Origin of the sequence: Paenibacillus sp. RC21, assembly GCF_044907935.1 — a bacterium.
GTDB lineage: Bacteria > Bacillota > Bacilli > Paenibacillales > Paenibacillaceae > Paenibacillus > Paenibacillus terrae_A.
This window is the reverse complement of record NZ_JBIYCS010000010.1, coordinates 118,547-135,205: the sequence shown is the minus strand read 5'-3', so window position 1 is coordinate 135,205 and position 16,659 is coordinate 118,547. Positions and strand designations below refer to the sequence as shown.

Annotated in this window: 17 protein-coding genes and 1 pseudogene; 8 read left to right on the top strand and 10 right to left on the bottom strand. The window is 44.2% G+C overall.

Annotated elements, in window-relative coordinates:
- Positions 1-473 precede the first annotated feature (473 nt).
- The 6 genes and pseudogenes from ABIA61_RS24015 to ABIA61_RS23990 form a co-directional block, all read right to left on the bottom strand.
- The gene (locus ABIA61_RS24015) at positions 474-1,844 is read right to left on the bottom strand and encodes an NCS2 family permease (protein ID WP_283654679.1); all 1,371 of its coding nucleotides are present in this window, start codon (positions 1,842-1,844) and stop codon (positions 474-476) included.
- 221 nt (positions 1,845-2,065) lie between these two features.
- Positions 2,066-2,455 (bottom strand): hypothetical protein, encoded by a 390-nt coding sequence (locus tag ABIA61_RS24010; RefSeq protein WP_283654678.1) that lies wholly within the window; start codon positions 2,453-2,455, stop codon positions 2,066-2,068.
- A 45-nt stretch (positions 2,456-2,500) separates the two neighbouring features.
- Positions 2,501-3,121: pseudogene (locus ABIA61_RS24005) on the bottom strand (NADP-dependent oxidoreductase); the annotation flags it as partial.
- Positions 3,122-3,163: 42 nt separating this feature from the next.
- On the bottom strand, positions 3,164-3,550 hold the full coding sequence (locus ABIA61_RS24000; protein ID WP_404519841.1) for a MarR family winged helix-turn-helix transcriptional regulator: 387 nt from the start codon (positions 3,548-3,550) through the stop codon (positions 3,164-3,166).
- A gap of 300 nt (positions 3,551-3,850) precedes the next feature.
- The gene (locus ABIA61_RS23995; protein ID WP_283654676.1) at positions 3,851-4,522 is read right to left on the bottom strand and encodes an SGNH/GDSL hydrolase family protein; all 672 of its coding nucleotides are present in this window, start codon (positions 4,520-4,522) and stop codon (positions 3,851-3,853) included.
- A gap of 18 nt (positions 4,523-4,540) precedes the next feature.
- On the bottom strand, positions 4,541-5,386 hold the full coding sequence (locus ABIA61_RS23990; protein ID WP_283654675.1) for a LysR family transcriptional regulator: 846 nt from the start codon (positions 5,384-5,386) through the stop codon (positions 4,541-4,543).
- A 131-nt stretch (positions 5,387-5,517) separates the two neighbouring features.
- Between ABIA61_RS23990 and ABIA61_RS23985 the strand changes: the two genes are divergently transcribed.
- On the top strand, positions 5,518-6,648 hold the full coding sequence (locus ABIA61_RS23985; RefSeq protein WP_283654674.1) for a Gfo/Idh/MocA family protein: 1,131 nt from the start codon (positions 5,518-5,520) through the stop codon (positions 6,646-6,648).
- 111 nt (positions 6,649-6,759) lie between these two features.
- Here ABIA61_RS23985 and ABIA61_RS23980 read toward each other — a convergent pair whose 3' ends face one another.
- Complete coding sequence (locus ABIA61_RS23980) at positions 6,760-7,425, bottom strand: helix-turn-helix transcriptional regulator (protein ID WP_137061579.1); 666 nt, start codon at positions 7,423-7,425, stop codon at positions 6,760-6,762.
- Positions 7,426-7,592: 167 nt separating this feature from the next.
- Here ABIA61_RS23980 and ABIA61_RS23975 point away from each other — a divergent pair, with 167 nt between their 5' ends.
- The 5 genes from ABIA61_RS23975 to murB all read left to right on the top strand — a co-directional run bounded on the left by ABIA61_RS23975 (position 7,593) and on the right by murB (position 11,086).
- The gene (locus ABIA61_RS23975; RefSeq protein ID WP_404581350.1) at positions 7,593-8,966 is read left to right on the top strand and encodes an MFS transporter; all 1,374 of its coding nucleotides are present in this window, start codon (positions 7,593-7,595) and stop codon (positions 8,964-8,966) included.
- Positions 8,967-9,116: 150 nt separating this feature from the next.
- On the top strand, positions 9,117-9,470 hold the full coding sequence (locus ABIA61_RS23970) for a winged helix-turn-helix transcriptional regulator (protein ID WP_404519681.1): 354 nt from the start codon (positions 9,117-9,119) through the stop codon (positions 9,468-9,470).
- Positions 9,454-9,810 carry a HesB/IscA family protein gene (locus ABIA61_RS23965; protein ID WP_283654670.1) on the top strand — a complete coding sequence of 119 codons (357 nt, stop codon included), beginning with the start codon at positions 9,454-9,456 and terminating at the stop codon, positions 9,808-9,810. The genes ABIA61_RS23970 and ABIA61_RS23965 overlap by 17 nt, the downstream gene beginning before the upstream one ends.
- A gap of 29 nt (positions 9,811-9,839) precedes the next feature.
- The gene (locus ABIA61_RS23960; RefSeq protein WP_404519682.1) at positions 9,840-10,124 is read left to right on the top strand and encodes a hypothetical protein; all 285 of its coding nucleotides are present in this window, start codon (positions 9,840-9,842) and stop codon (positions 10,122-10,124) included.
- A gap of 71 nt (positions 10,125-10,195) precedes the next feature.
- On the top strand, positions 10,196-11,086 hold the full coding sequence (gene murB, locus ABIA61_RS23955) for a UDP-N-acetylmuramate dehydrogenase (protein WP_404581349.1): 891 nt from the start codon (positions 10,196-10,198) through the stop codon (positions 11,084-11,086).
- A gap of 408 nt (positions 11,087-11,494) precedes the next feature.
- Here murB and guaA read toward each other — a convergent pair whose 3' ends face one another.
- Entirely contained in the window at positions 11,495-13,033 is a 1,539-nt protein-coding gene (gene guaA, locus ABIA61_RS23950; RefSeq protein WP_283654667.1) for a glutamine-hydrolyzing GMP synthase, read from the bottom strand.
- Between the two features lie 144 nt (positions 13,034-13,177).
- Between guaA and ABIA61_RS23945 the strand changes: the two genes are divergently transcribed.
- Positions 13,178-13,834: a DedA family protein gene (locus tag ABIA61_RS23945; protein ID WP_283654666.1), complete on the top strand. Its 657-nt coding sequence runs from the start codon at positions 13,178-13,180 to the stop codon at positions 13,832-13,834.
- Here ABIA61_RS23945 and ABIA61_RS23940 read toward each other — a convergent pair whose 3' ends face one another.
- Entirely contained in the window at positions 13,835-14,575 is a 741-nt protein-coding gene (locus ABIA61_RS23940; RefSeq protein ID WP_404581348.1) for an MFS transporter, read from the bottom strand.
- Positions 14,539-14,985: an MFS transporter gene (locus ABIA61_RS23935; RefSeq protein ID WP_404581346.1), complete on the bottom strand. Its 447-nt coding sequence runs from the start codon at positions 14,983-14,985 to the stop codon at positions 14,539-14,541. The genes ABIA61_RS23940 and ABIA61_RS23935 overlap by 37 nt, the downstream gene beginning before the upstream one ends.
- A 148-nt stretch (positions 14,986-15,133) precedes the next feature.
- On the opposite strand from ABIA61_RS23935, the gene ABIA61_RS23930 reads away from it, so the two are divergent.
- Positions 15,134-16,654: a spore germination protein gene (locus ABIA61_RS23930; RefSeq protein ID WP_283654664.1), complete on the top strand. Its 1,521-nt coding sequence runs from the start codon at positions 15,134-15,136 to the stop codon at positions 16,652-16,654.
- The last annotated feature ends 5 nt before the right edge of the window (positions 16,655-16,659 follow it).

Sequence of the window (16,659 nt, the reverse complement as noted above, 5' to 3'; positions counted from 1 at the left end):
ACTGACGAGATAAAATATCTCATTGTTCGCTTCCATTTTATACAGCCTGACGGCATGTACCAAAATCTCAGCGTTGGATTTTGCAAGCAAAATCCATACTCACTCGTTGTTCAGTTTTCAAAGATCAAACATTTCTTTTTTTGTCGACTCGGCTTTCCGCCTTACCAACTCTTATATCATATCATGTCCGAACCAACTTTGCAAGCATTTTTTTAAAATCTTTTTTTGTAACATTCGCTCGCAATATTGTATTTCTTGGCCGGAATTAGAATATATCATAGACGAAATAAGTTTGCAAGCATTTATTTTATTAATTCTCGAAAATCTCTATTTGTTATTCGTTCTTCTTCTATATATACTCCCCGCCCTCTTTCGCATCATGAATAACCAGAACAAAAAAAGAACCCCACACCCTGAAACAACAGGGAAGGAGGTTCTATATACAAAGAGCTTTTTCAAGTTATATCAAGTTGTTATTCCGAACCCATAAAGGCAAACCGGATCACTACAATAATAGCAAGTACCCACATAAGCCAGTGAACTTTAACTTTGTTGCTGGTAAACAGGTTACTGAATACAGCCAGAACAACGTAAGACAAAATACCGGCAGAAATACCATTGGCGATTCCGCCAGTAAAAGGCATCAGAACGATGGTTAGGAACGCCGGGAACGCCAGCAGGAAGTTATCCCAGTCAATGTTGCGAACCTGACTCATCATCAGCACGCCAACGATAATCAACGCTGGAGCAGTAGCCGCGGAAGGCACAACCAATGCCAACGGTGCGATAAAGAGAGCCAGCAGGAATAAAATGCCTGTCGTTACAGCAGTCAGACCCGTACGCCCACCTTCTTCTACCCCTGCGGAGCTTTCCACGAATGCTGTAATAGTACTTGTACCCAATACTGCACCGGTACTTACACCAACAGCATCCACCAGCATAGCTTTACCGATGATTTTCTCGCCTTTTTTCTTATCCTTCATTATACCTGCGCGGGTAGCCGTACCCACCAGTGTACCAAACGTATCAAACAGCTCTACAAATGTGAAAATGAAAATGATATCAAACAGCCCAATGTGCAAAGCAGCCTTCAAATCCAACTGACCCACTGCCAGATTACTAAAATCAGGAATCCAGTGACCTGTTGTCAAACTGCTCAGATTCGTTACACCCATCGGAATACCAATCAATGTGGTAGCTACGATACCAATCAGCAAAGCACCTTTGACCCGAACAACCATCAGCGCTGCGATAATGAGCAAACCGATCAGCGCCAGCAACGCATCCTTTTGATGAACCAAACTACCCAAAATCAGATTAAAAGCATGACCCGGAACCGGCTGACCTACATCCGTCCCTGGAACAATACTTACCATAACCAGATTACACAACTTAAATCCGACAATGGTAATAAACAAGCCGATACCTACTGTAATAGCTGTCTTTAGATTCTCAGGAACCGCAACAAGCAACATCTGTCTCACTCGTGTCACGGTTAAAATCAGAAAGACGATACCGGATATAAATACAGCGCCAAGTGCCGCTTGCCAAGTAATCATACCGTTGGAACTCAAGACTACGGTCATAAAATAAGCATTCAAGCCCATACCCGGAGCCATGCCGATGGGCACATTAACGAACAATCCCATCAGAATAGTGATTAGTCCTGCACCTACCGCAGTGGCAAAAAAGACGGCTTCGCTGGGCATCCCTGCTCCAGTCGGCCCCAAAAAGGTATTGTTGACCACCAAAATGTAAGCCATGGTCATAAAAGTAGTAATCCCCGCAATAATTTCTGTGCGGACGTTCGTTCCATGTTCCTTTAATTTAAAGAAACGCTCCATGAGTCGTAATTCCTCCTACGTAAAGCATACTCGTATTGTTATCGTTCATTTGCTGTAATATTCGCATTCATAAGCGCTATATTACATCCGTTATTTTAGGCCGTCCCCTACTGCTTGTCAACACAAAAAGCGAATGTTGTAATTTAATCACATATGTATTGTTCGGAAAATAGAAAGCCCGCCAAGCTGTTATATAGCTGACGGGTTATCAATTAGGCGAATCAGATATTTTTGTACTTATCAAAGGCATTCGCGGTGTCCGGTATATTTTCCAGATAAACGATCTTCCCTTCTGCATCCAGCCGAGCTTTGTCCACTCCTGTTAGTGTATACACTTCGCCTGTTGCTCTTTTGCCGCATACCGCCCATTTGGTTTCATAGGCACCCGATTCTCCGGGAACCGGCTTCCAGCCCTCATACATATGCTTGATGTCGAGTGTTCCTTCAAAGAACATGTCCAAGAAGCTTTTCCAGCTATCCATACCTTGTTTCCGGTCACCGTTCAGCACGAACTCAATTTCGTTGGAGAAAAGGGTGATTAATTGCGCTTTGCTTTTCTCATCATCTCTTGCCAAATCATAATAGTGAAAATAATCTTCCAGGATCTTCATCGTGTTGTATAATTCCTTTCGTGTTGCGCCTCGTTATATGTGTTCTTATGAAAAGGTAATGGCAATTTTACCAACAGCATGATGGGTTTCGCTTAGAGCATGAGCGTCATACAGACCTTTTTGCGAAAATGGAAACGTAGCTCCTACCACCGACCTTACTTTTTTCTGCTCCAACAGGTCGGCAATTTCCTGTAGCTGCTGTCCGTTGGGCTCCAGCCATATATTTTTGGCCGTTACGCCGTGCTCCTTGACCAGCACTTCGTCAAAATTGCCAACGATGGATATGATCCGTTCGGTGTGTTTTTTCAGAACTTTAAAGCTGTTTTTCTGAACATCTCCACCCATCGTATCGAATACAACGTCCACATCGGACAATACATCCTCGAAACGGGTCGTACGGTAGTCAATAATTTGATCGGCTCCTAATGAAGCAAGCATCTCATGATTGCGCTCGCTGGCTGTCGTAATGACATAGGCACCAGCTTGTTTGGCAAACTGGATAGCGAACATGCCGACACCTCCTGCGCCTGCGTGGATCAATAGCTTTTCACCTTTAGCCAGTTGACCATGTGTAAAGAGTGCCTGCCAGGCTGTCAGTCCCGCTAACGGAACAGATGCGGCTTCCTCCCATGAGATCGAGGCAGGTTTACGCGCCAGCAAATGGTCATAATGACGATAGCTTTAATATTCAGTTCCTCCTCGCGTATTTTACATATTCTTCACATTGGTAGACATGCGCTGTAATACATTTGTCAAAGAAACAATTTCCTCATCCGCAAACTCACGTAGCAACTTGTCCTGAAAGGCTTGTCTTTCCTCTGACAAAACTTGCAGCTCTCGAACCCCTGATTCTGTTAGACGAATATAGGTCACACGCTTATCCTGTTCTTTTTTGCTGCGGATAATCAGACCTTCCTCCTCCAGCCTTTTCAGATGCCGGGTTACCGCCGCTCCGTCCAGAACCAGCAAATGCTGAAGCTCCAGCTGACTCAATTCCTGCCGTTGATCAATGTGATACAAAATTTCGACCTTGGTAAAGCTTGTTTTTAATTGTGCTTCAAAAGCAGTATTCATTTCTTTACACAAAAGATGCATGCGGTAAAACAATTGGCTTTTTTCAGAGCAATGTTCGATGGTAGCTCCTCCTCGCAATTAATTGACATATCAATTGATATGTCAATTATTATACACCTCTATTGAAAATATTCAAGCTTTGTGATGGGTGGTTTTCTGTGACAGGTGGTTTATAGAAACACCCAGACAATAATAGAAAATACTCAAGCTAAATGACCCGCCTGAGTATTTTCACTTCGGTGTCCTGCTATAGTTCGGAGTAATGCAATTGAAAAAAGTGTCGTGGTGTATCTGTTCACAGCTGGCAATGATCTCTATAGGTTATAGCGTGTTCATAAATCCAATAATATGAGCTGCCAGCCGCTCATGACCTACCTGATTTGGATGCAGACCGTCAGGAATACCGTTTTCCCCGGTAAAATACATCTGTTTGTGAACAGGCAGCAGCGGTTGAATTCCGGCGATGTTCCACAGGTCGCAGCACGGAAAAGAATACAGCGAAGCCACATCTCTCACAGCCTGCGCATACGCGCTATACACTTGTCCCGTGACTGCATTGGGCAAATGTTCGGGAACCGCATCACTTGATCCGTGGGGCGGTGTCAAAAAGATGATCAGCTTGTCCGGGTAACGGTTAATTAATCCCTCGGCAATATGCTTGAGCGCACCATAAAATGTTCGCGTTTCCGTCGATGTTGTGCCTAAATGACCGAACGGCGTTTCTCCCATGGAAAAGTCATTTCTTCCACCCATAAAAAAGATCACATCCGCATGAGGATTCATTTTCTCATATCGCTCACACATCGGCTCAAAGCCCCCGCTGGCTACACTGCTGCCGGATATGCCGTGATTCTCAAAGCCTTGAAAGCCCAAGACGTCGCTGACGATGTGTGGGTAAGGCTTTTCCCCATCCTTTAATTCATAACCAAAAGTAATGCTATCCCCCAAAAATACTGCATGGCTTCCCTGGTGCTTATTATGATCAGTAGTCATTTGATCCTCTCCTATCCCTTAGATCGTATTATTGATTTCGATAAATTTATGTTCAATTGATGTCATCTTGTGGTTGGGACGGGTTATTAAATATGTATCTATGTAGCCGAAGGTTGGGGGAGTGGACAAATAGGATTTTACATTAAATTGCCGTGCCAGTTTTTTGGACATCAAGGTGATTCCCATTCCCATCAAAACAAACTGCACCATCGTATCAAACACCCCTACCTCCACAACCTCGCCATGAGTCAATTGCATGTCCTGATACATCTTCTCCAATTGCGTAAGATACAGGCAGCCATCCGATAGCACGATAATAGTGGCTCCTTGCAGCACCTGTCTGAGCTCTGAGCCTTCATGGATGCCCTTCCCCACCAGTACCAGATCTTCACGACAACATTTTTGATAATGAATATACGGGCTGGTGGAATAACCTGTGACGAAGGCAATATCGAGTTCACCTTCGAGGATCAACTGCTCTATTTCCGTGGTAGTGCCCGTTTTTAATGTCACAGAAGCCTGTGGGTACAGCTCATATACCTTCGTAAGCGCTCTTGTTGTTTCCCCCGCCACGATGGACTGCATCGTGCCAATGCGCAGCTTTTCCTCCTGCGGTCTCATTTTCATCTCTGTGTCTTGCCATAGCAACAAAATTTGCTTGAACTGAGCGTACAAGGTTTCTCCTGCGGGTGTCAGCTCCATGCCACGGGGCTTTCGATAAAATAATGCTGTGCCGTAATGGGCCTCCAGTTTTTTTATTTTGGCCGTCATGTTCGATTGCAGGTGATTCAGCTTTTGGGCTGCTTCCGTAAGGCTCCTCAATTCTGCTACTGAAACGAATGCCTGCATGTTCTCAATATCCACGTCTCCACCTCCCATCAAATAAAATGATAGCTATATCACAAACAAGCATTATTATTTATGTGTTAAGTGTATTATATTGGCCTTGGGCACTATTTTCCAGCCTCATTTAAAATTTAGGAGGGTTCCGCAGCATGATGAAAAAGAAGATACGTGCAGGAGTGGTCGGGGGATCAATGAATAACAAATGGGCCAGTCAAACGCACATTCCGGCTTTGCTAAAGCATCCGAACCTTGTTATCACAGCCATTGGTACTTCTCGTATGGAGAGTGCACGAAAAAGTGCGGATGAAATAGGTGCGGTATTGGCCTTTGAAGATGCTCAAAAACTTGCAGCTTCCGAAGACGTGGACATGGTGGTGGTGAGCGTCAAGGTTCCCCATCATTACCGGCCAGTCATGGCCGCGATTCAAGAGAGAAAGCATATTTTCTGTGAATGGCCCTTGGGGGCAAATACTGCGGAAGCTACCGAAATGGCTAAGGCGGCGGAACAGGCGGGCATTCATCATACTGTCGGCTTGCAGGCACGGCAGGATCTTGAAGTGCAAACGATGAAAAAGCTGGTGGAAAACGGAACGATTGGTGAAATTGTGTCCTGTCATATGCAAGTATCTACTCGAGGTAAAGGAGGACGAACAGATCAGGATACGGCTTATCTGCTGAATAGAGCCAATGGCGCCAATCTGCTGACGATTAACGGGGGACATTCTCTGGACGCGCTGCAATACATCGTTGGCGAATTCCGTGAGCTATCGGCCATCACATCATCTCGCTATAACGAAGCCACTATTCAGGAAACGGGTGAAGTCATTCCCAAGGATACTGCAGATCAGATTCTGATTCAGGGTTCATTGGAGAAGGGGGCAACGGTATCCGTCCACATTCAGGGGGGAGTGAATCCAAAATTCGAGCTGGAGATTCAGGGAAAAAAGGGCGTTTTGCGCCTGACTCAGAATCCTTCGCTTGGGCATGTTCAATTTGGGAATTTGACGCTCGAAAAACTTGTGTATGATCCAAGCAATAATCAAAATCATACGCCTAATGGCGATTTTGAACCAATCAATATAGCTCGTGAGCCTGATAGTGGCCCGGATTTCGCCAAAGAAGGGGTAACCCTGAATGTAGCCAAGGCTCATGATGTATTTGCCGGGGATATTTTGACGGACACTCATCTCGCTCCCGATTTCAACCATGCCTTAAAGCTACATCAGCTACTGGACCGCATTGAGGAATCGGCTGCAACCGGAAGAAAGATCGTGTGGTAAAAAAGACATCATTAGAACAACAAAACCTTAAAACAAAAGAACCTTCAAAACCACGATAGATGTGGAGTTGAAGGTTTTGTTGTCTTGTTACCGATGTCATTCATGCAAGCATCAATGTGCTTGTCCGCCTTCCCTAACCCTGTAAACACAGTTTCTTCCCCCCGCCAAAATATACTCTACCCGTTCGATATGAACATTATCTCCAAGAATGGTTTCAAATAAATGTAACTCATTCTTACATAACCCGGTACAAGCAGCAGCAGCTTCACAGATCGGACAATGCTTTTCGATAAACAAAAGACTCCCATCGCCTTGCTCCTTGACCTCGGCCATATAGCCTTCGCTTGTTCGAATATCGGCTAGTTTCTCCAGCTTCTCTCTTACGCCCGATGCGTTACCAAGATGCTGAAGATATTGCTCTTGCATATTCTTATTCCTCACAGACAGCAGCTTTTCTAGCCCCTCGTTTCCGAAAGCCTCTCTCATCGAATTGATCAGACTGACTGACAACTCAGAATATCCGTTTGGAAAAAAACGATCAGCCTCAGGCGTTAATCTCCAGAGCTTTGTGGGTCGTCCCATGGGACGGGCCTCTTCTTCGTAAGTAACCAATCCTTCTTCTTTGAGAGCATTTAAATGTTGACGAATAGCCATACCAGATAACAAAAATTTGGAGGATAGTGTCGCAACATCCATTCCACCTTGCTGCTTTAGCAGATCAATGATCCCTCTCCGGGTACCAGTTGATGAATCCTTATTCGTTTGATTGCGGCTCATGGTGAACCTCCTTTTGAAAGCGACTAGATCTACAACACTCTCTACATTTTAAATAAAAATGTTGACAAAGTCAAAGTTAAACTGTAGTTTAAACTTTATAAACAAAAATGTTTACTAAGTATCCGGATATGAAGTATACATAAAAAATTTCTTGGAGGTCACATTTCATGTCGTCTAATCCTCAAAGTATTTTCAGCCCGCGTTATTTTGCACTGTCCATAGGAATTATCCTGTCGGTGATGGCAGTTGGATTCGAGGGCTTATCGGTAACCACAATTGCCCCTTCCATTGCTGGCGACTTGAACGGCCTTGACCTATTTGGCTGGATATTCAGCACATATCTGCTTGCGCAGATTATCGGGACCCTAGTCGTCGGTCGGATCATTGATAGAAGAGGACCTGCAGCACCGTTCACTTTCGCACTTCTTTTGTTTATCGTCGGGCTGATCGCTGCCGCAACAGCAGGCGATATGTATACCATGATAGGGTCACGAGCCATGCAGGGTTTAGGTGCCGGCGCTATGATGACTTGCGTGTACACTGCAATATCCTTAAGTTATCCCGATGAATTACGTGCCAAAATACTCGGAGCATTCGGTACTGCCTACGTTCTTCCGTCCATGCTTGGTCCATACGTTGCCGGTCTTATCGCAGATCAGTGGTCCTGGCGGTTTGTTTTCTGGGTAATATTACCGATTCTGGTTGTTTCAGCATTGCTAAGTTTACCTGCTTTTAGGAAATTAAAAACAGAGAGAACACAAGGGGACAACGGAGCTACAGCTACATGGTTGGCGTTACTATTAACGATAGGTACGGGGATTTTCTTAATTGGTCTTAGCATGCTGCCGATAATTACAGGGTTTGTTTTAGTCATTATCGGCTTAGTGCTAATGGTATATCCGCTGCGCAAACTGCTACCCAAGGGAACTCTTGCTTTCCGAAAAGGCATGCCAGCTATTCTAGCAACACGTGGGCTGTTCTTCGCTGCCTATACCAGCACACAGAATTTCTTGGTATTGGCTTTAATAGATGTGAAAGGTATTACTCCTTCTCAGGCCGGATTAATTGTAGCAAGTGCTGCACTGAGTTGGTGCGTCATTGCTTATCTGCAAGGACGTTGGGATTCGGCAGACCAAGGTCGTGGACGTCATACAAGAATTATACTGGGTGTGCTACTGCTTGCATTTGGGATTGCCTTCGTATTTTGGGTACCTGTTGTAACTGTTGCCGTTGCGGTTATTGGACAAATCATAGCTGGAATCGGAATCGGATTGGCACATCCTATTAGCGGCGTTGTGGCATTTTCCCAAACAGGGGAAGAAGGTGTTGGAAAAACTTCGGCAAATTTGCAATTTGCGGATTCTTTTACACCGGGCGTGGTTATCGGAATAGGCGGTTCCATCCTTGTTGTTTGTCAATCTGCTGGGATGTCACTGCAATCAGGATTAATTGTAACGATGGGTTTTCATCTCTTGTTAATCGTAATGAGTTTATTCGCTAGCACTCGGATTACACCACAAACTGAACTAATAAACAGATGAGGAATCCACAATGTTTACCACTTTAAAAGCGAGTATTGACGGAACCGTTCCTTGTCCTTTAAGACATGGAACGGCTACGTAAGTTAGAACAAAAGGGATCAGTCTCCTGTCTATCTAAGCTGATCATGAGAAGGAGGGTATATCAATAATATGTTGACTACAGATACTGAGAAACTTTTTACAGCTTATCGTATAATCGGGACTAAATGGATTATTCATATACTATTTTCCCTTTCTCAAGGTCCAAAGCAATTTAGCGAAATTTCCGAAAATGTTCCTTCCATTTCGGAAAGTATCCTCTCTAAGCGTTTAAAAGAGCTTCAAAACGATAATTTGGTTAAAAGAACTGTAAGTTTGACACGCCCCATACAAACTATTTATGAATTAACACCAAAAGGATCTGCTCTTGCTACATTCATACCCTGTTTAATAGACTGGGTTAACAATGCAGCTAAAAAAAATGACGTTCCAAGGAGGAATTACTACGATGATACAGGTCAGTGAAGCAGCATTCGAAAAAATCGTCGAAATCTTATCAAGTGCTAATGCCCTAAATTCTTTCCTTAGAATAGGCGTTGATGAGGGGGGATGCAGTGGTCTATCCTATTCTCTTATCGTGGATGAGCAGAAAACAGAAGGTGATATCTTATTAAATAAAGGTGAATTTAGTATCTTGGTTCACACTAATAGTATTAAATATATTGAAGGTCTTCAAATTGACTATGAAGAAAGCGGTATGTTAGGCGGTTTCACCTTGAATAACCCTAATGCAAGAGCTTCATGTGGATGTGGAGCTAGTTTCAGAATGGAAAATTATCGTGGCGAAGTTAAAAAATGTGATTGAAAAAAATTGGAAAGGGGAATAGGTTATTTATGTCATTTGTAGTATCTGAAAAAGCTATCCATTCTTTTAAAAATGACTGGGATTTAGAAGAGGGCCAATATATAAGAATTTATGCGAAATATGCAGGTGGAGGCTCAGAAGCATTCTCTATTGGTATAAATTCAAGTGCTACACCAATTGATCCAGCTTTAGTTAAATCTATTGGTGGATTTTATTTCTTTATTGAAAAAACTGATTCTTGGATTTTGAAGGACGAATTTCTTAAAATTGATAGTAATGAAGAAGGTATATTTTTAAATAAAATCTCATGTTGAGACTATATAGGACGAACTTTTCTAGCTTTTCTTTTAAATCTTACATGTGAGTAACTTAAGGAGAGAATTTCATGAAGATTTTTGAGAATCAAATACCTTTGGAAAAGTTAAAATTAAATGAGCCATTAAAAAACTACACTTATGTAAGGATAGGTGGTAAAGCAGACATGCTTATCCATCCAACAGTGAAAGAAGAAATTATAAAAATCTTGGAAATTGCCAAAATACATCAAATACCTCTGACTGTCATTGGAAAAGGATCAAATATAATTATTAAAGATAGTGGAATAAGAGGAGTAACTCTTTCTCTGAGCCATTTCCATCAAATTAAAGTCAGCGAGCACAAGATTATTGCACAAAGCGGTGCAAATATTATAGATGTCTCAAGGATCGCTTTGGATAACACCTTAACTGGTCTAGAGTTTGCATGTGGAATACCAGGTAGTACAGGAGGCGCCTTATATATGAATGCGGGTGCTTATGGCGGTCAGATTGCGGATGTTGTCCAAAGTGCGAGTGTTATTACTAAAGATGGAGAAATTATGAATATAACCCGAGAAGAAATGAAACTTGGTTATAGAAATAGTATCTTCAAAACGGATAAATATATAATACTTGAGGTCGAGTTTAAACTCGAAAAAGGGAACAAGGATGTAATTTCCAGTAAGATGAAGAAATTAACTTTGAAAAGAGAAGCTAAACAACCTCTCCAGTATCCCTCTTGCGGAAGTGTATTTAAACGTCCAGAGGGACATTATGTAGGAAAACTCATTCAAGAATGTAACTTACAAGGAACTCGCATTGGGGGAGCTGAAATCTCTACTAAGCATGCAGGTTTTATCATTAATGCAAATAATGCCACCGCCGAGGATTATTTAGAATTAATAAAATTAATAAAAAATAGAGTACACGATAAATTTAATATTTATTTGGAGACGGAAATAATTATTTTGGGAGAATAATTTCTGTTTATTAGGCATTTTAAATTAGTAGTTCACCTTATTATGCTTAAAAAGCATCAAATATTGAAGAGTAGACAAAGGTAACGGACTAAGTACACTGCATAGCTGATTATATGAATATCTAATAAAACTCCTGAATATATTTTTTGATATGAAGGGGTGTCAAATCCTCAGTTTCAGACACCCTTCCCGACCTAGAATTTTTGAGTAAGCCTGAAATCCTCGATTATCTCATTGATTTTGATCATAAAAAATACTCCCTTCTATTTGCTAAATAACGCAGATAAAAGAGAGTAATTTTTTTGTACTCTATTGTTGCAGGTGTACGTAGAACATCAATGCTGTCAACGCCATAAATCCTTATGTATCAAGGATTTACGAGCGATTAACACCATCCATCATCCCGCCCTATTCCCACTCAATCGTAGCTGGTGGTTTGGAGGTGATATCGTAGACAATTCGGTTGACGTTATCCACTTCGTTAACGATACGTACCGAAATTTTCTCCAGCACATCCCAAGGGATACGCGCCCAATCGGCAGTCATACCGTCGATAGAGGTTACTGCACGAATGCCCACAGTGTAAGAATACGTACGAGCGTCGCCCATAACGCCAACACTCTTCATATTCGGCAAAGCGGTGAAGTATTGCCAGATTTCCCGGTCCAGTCCGGCTTTGGCAATCTCCTCGCGCAAAATATAATCTGATTCACGAACAATCGTAAGCTTGTCCTCTGTGACTTCACCCAGCACGCGAATGGCAAGACCCGGACCCGGGAATGGCTGACGCCATACAATCTCAGGTGGCAGTCCGCATTCTTCCCCAACTTTACGCACTTCATCTTTGAACAGTGCATTCAGCGGCTCGATCAACTTGAACTTCATGTCTTCCGGCAAGCCACCTACGTTATGGTGCGATTTGATCGTCTGTGCCGTGGCTGTTCCACTCTCTACAATATCCGTATACAGTGTACCTTGTGCCAGGAATGTAAAATCGTCGAATTGCTTGGATTCTTCCTCAAAAACGTAGATGAACTCGTTACCGATGATTTTACGTTTTTGTTCCGGATCATCGACTCCTGCCAGCTTGGACAAGAAGCGCTCACGCGCGTCAATTTTGACAACCTTCATATCAAATTTGCCAACAAACGTCTCCATTACACTTTCGGCTTCGCCCTTACGCAGCAGTCCATGGTCGATGAACATACATGTCAGTTGATCGCCAATCGCTTTATGAATGAGCATCGCTACAACGGAAGAATCTACACCGCCACTTAAAGCGCACAATACTTTTTTGTCGCCTACCTGCTGGCGGATTTCACGGATCTGGTCCTCGATGAACGACTCCATCGTCCATTTACCATCACAACCGCACACTTCATACAGGAAGTTGCTAATCATCTCATTACCATGAATGGAATGACGCACCTCTGGGTGGAATTGTACCGCGTACAGATTCCGCTCCGGATGACTCATCGCTGCAATCGGCGCACTTTCCGTTCCTGCATCCAGTTTAAAGCCGGATGGCAGATCCGTAACATGGTCTCCGTGGCTCATCCATACGGTCTGACGAGATTCCAGCCCTTTGGCCAATCTCGTATCCTCATTGAATTGCACATCTGCTTTGCCGTACTCACGCTTGCCTGCACGTTCTACCTTACCGTCCAGTTGGTGAGCCATCAGCTGCATACCATAGCAAATACCGAAAATAGGAATTCCCAGATCATAGATTGCCCGGTCGACTTGAGGGGCATTTTCTGCATATACGCTGGAAGGTCCACCTGAGAAAACAATCCCTTTCGGTGCCAGTTCTCTCAGCTTCTCCGCAGGCGTATTGTATGGAAGGAGCTCGCTGTACACGCCGAGGTCCCGTATTCTTCTTGCGATTAACTGGTTGTATTGTCCTCCAAAGTCGAGAACTACAACGATTTCATTAGGCTTATTCATTACCGTGCCTCCCTCAATTGTTCGTTTCATTATACGCAACGATAAAACAAGACGTCAAGAAATCAACCGGAGTTGAGCGGACATGAAAAGATTGTTAAAATGAATTAATTCTAAATTATGAATCTGTTCGTAGGAGTGTAAACGATGGATGTGCTGAAATGGATCGCGCAATTGTTCGAAGAATACGGATACAGCGTCCTTTTTTTCGGCTTGCTGCTGGAATTTATTGCTTTACCTTTTCCCGGGGAAACCACAATGGCTTATGCGGGATATCTCTCCTATTCGGGTACGCTGGATTTTGGAAAGCTGGTGATGCTGGCCTTTTTAGGCACAACCATCGGAATGACCATTACCTACTTTATCGGAAAATGGGCCGGACTCCCCTTTATCCAGAAATACGGTAAATGGGTTTTGCTATCGCCGGACAAGCTTCAAAAAACGCAAAAATGGTTTCAACGTTACGGGTACTGGCTTATTTTTCTCGGATATTTCATTCCTGGTGTCCGACATTTTACGGGTTATTTTGCGGGAATTATCGCTCTTCCCCTGCGTAAATTTGCCTTGTATGCGTACAGCGGCGCTCTGTTCTGGGTCATCCTGTTTCTTGGCATCGGTAAGGTGTTCGGTCCGCAATGGGATGCCATGTTCCATTTGGTAGAGCTGTATGCGCTGCGAATCGTCGTCATCATCGGCATTATCCTTCTGCTATATATCGTTTATCGCTGGAGATCCTTCCTGTTTAGTTCTTTCCGCAAGTCCGACAAATCGGTGAAAACTAGTGGCAAAAACGATCCGGAATAATTAGACATTTGCCGCCTTACGGCTGCGAGCCCTTGTATAGTAAATCGTTATGACGATAGATATCATGACAAATCCTGCTCCGCCAATCAAACCTAACATACGCGGCTCTATGATTTCCACTGCAACCCCGGCTCCAAACATGGATATGCCTATAATCCCTTGGCTCCACGCTGTCAGCATGCCCAGCAATGGCCCCTGTAAATACAGCGGGGTCTCCCGCATTAATAGTGTATCCAAACAGATTGCCCCCACCCCGCCAGCCAACGAAATGAAAAAGTAAATGGCGACCGCCGCCCATGCATGATCAATTCCACTTAACCCCATGAGCAAAATTCCCTCCAATAGCAGACATACCAGTCCTCCGCTTAATAAAGAACGGCTGAATAGACGCCCCAGTGCATAGCTGGCAACCAGACCCGCACCCAAAGCGGCGTAAAACAGTCCAATCCCGGCATCCCCCAGCTTAAACTCCTGCACGGCATATACACTGATCAGCACATTATCAATTCCATTGATGAACGGAACCAGTAGCTCGAATGCAATTACGACTTGGAGCGGAAGCGAAATGCGGATGCATTGCAGTATTTGTGACCTACCGAGGATTCGATCATCGAAAGACGTCTGACTTCCACGTGATTCAGTATGAGCATCCGCCCTAGTTACTTCCTCCTTGGTGACGGGCGGGAATGCAATATTGCAGACGATCAGACCTGCAGCGAAAAAACTGGCGGAGTTGAGCATAAATGCGGCCTGTGGTCCAAAAAACGCGGATACGATGCCTCCAGCAGCGGGATGGACGACTTACGGGCTGGAGCGTACAGCGCTTCCCCACAGGCTAACAGGGTACTGACTCCATAAACGATCCACATATCCTCATTGCTGTGAACACTTAAAAAGGCAAGGGCTGCTCCACCTCTGAGCAGATCCGTGGTCATCATAAATGTGCGTCTGGATATGCTGCTGATAAGCACACCTGACACAGGCGACAGAATTAAAAAAGGAATCACCCTTAATCCCAGCATAATCCCCACGCTGAGTCCCGAGCCAGTAAGCTGATAAATCAGGGCCAACAAAGCGATTTGGCAGAAGCGGTCTCCAATTCCGTTAATGATGCCAGCCACGAATAACTTTCTGTATTGCTTGTTTACCATGTGCTTCAGCTCCAAGTCGTATTAATTATATATTAATCTAATTAGCTATATAACTAATTTATAGGGATGAATATACAACCGTCAAGCATAAATTCATATATTCAGAGCACACTAAACCAACTAACTCCAATATCGGAGGATTTTACGTATGAAAAATGAGAATAAAAGCTGTCCACTCACTCACGTATCCTCTTGCCTGCGGGATAATGTGAATCATATCCAAAGCTCGATTGGAAACAGCGGGGATTTGATTGTCAAAGAGCTACTGTGGATGCAGAAATGGCCAGCAGCCGTGTTTTATATTGATGGTCTGATTAACACTCAATTGCTGCATGATTCTGTACTGCGCTCATTTATGCGGATGGAAATTCATCATGTTCCGGAAGGTGCTGAACCGTTCGATTATTTAAAGGATCAGGTGTTGATCGCAGGGCATTCAGGCACTTTGGATGAAATGGATGCGTTATTCAACCGGATGCTATCCGGCGGAATTATCATTTTGCTGGAGGGTTACGCGAAAAGCATTTGGATTGATGCCGTTGGTTGGGAGGATCGCAACGTCAGCGAGCCCCAATCCCAGACGGTTGTACGCGGACCGATGGAGGGTTTCACTGAGAATCTGCGTACCAATACAGCTCTGGTTCGCAAGCGAATCCGCGACCCGCGTCTTTGGATGGAAACAAGGCAGATCGGAAAAGTCACGCATACCAACGTGGCCGTGATGTTTATCAAAGGAGTCGCGGACGAAGGCGTCATTCAGGAGTTGAGAGAACGCCTGGACCGAATTGATATTGACGGGATTATGGAAGGTGGCTACATCGAGGAGGAAATTCAAGACGCCACCTTTACCCCCTTCCCTACGATATACAACAGTGAACGCCCGGATGCGGTAGCAGCCAGTTTGCTGGAGGGAAAAGTGGCCATACTAGTGGACGGGACTCCGTTTGTACTTCTTATTCCTGCGTTGTTTATCCAATTTTTCCAGTCGGCCGAGGATTATTATCAACGCGCGGATATCAGTACTTTGTTGAGAATGCTGCGATTTTTGGCTTTTTTCATCGCTCTGCTGGCACCAGCCTTCTATATAGCGATATCTACCTTTCACCAAGAAATGCTTCCTACAAATCTGCTGATCAGTTTGGCAGCGCAACGGGAGGGTGTTCCGTTTCCAGCCTTTGTGGAAGCGATGCTGATGGAAATTACCTATGAAATTTTGCGTGAGGCCGGGGTGCGTATTCCAAAGACGGTCGGACAAGCGGTATCCATTGTAGGTACGCTGGTCATTGGGCAAGCTGCTGTGGATGCAGGCGTCGTGTCGGCCGCCATGGTTATTATCGTATCCATCACCGCGATCTCCAGCTATGTCATCCCTGAAAATGGGCTGTCCATTGCGGTACGGATTATCCGGTTTGCCCTCATGATGCTGGCCGCCGCCTTCGGATTTCTGGGTATATTAATGGGCTTGATGGCCCTGCTGCTTCATCTGACCAGTCTAAGATCTTTTGGAGTGTCTTACATGAGCCCGTTCGGCCCTTATGTGCAAAGTGATATGAAGGATACGATCTTTCGCTTGCCTTGGCCATGGATGACTACACGTCCGAATACGAATCAAGTTCAGAATACGACCCGGCAAATACACCAGAAAAAGCGGGTGGGTAAGAAAAAATAATTGGG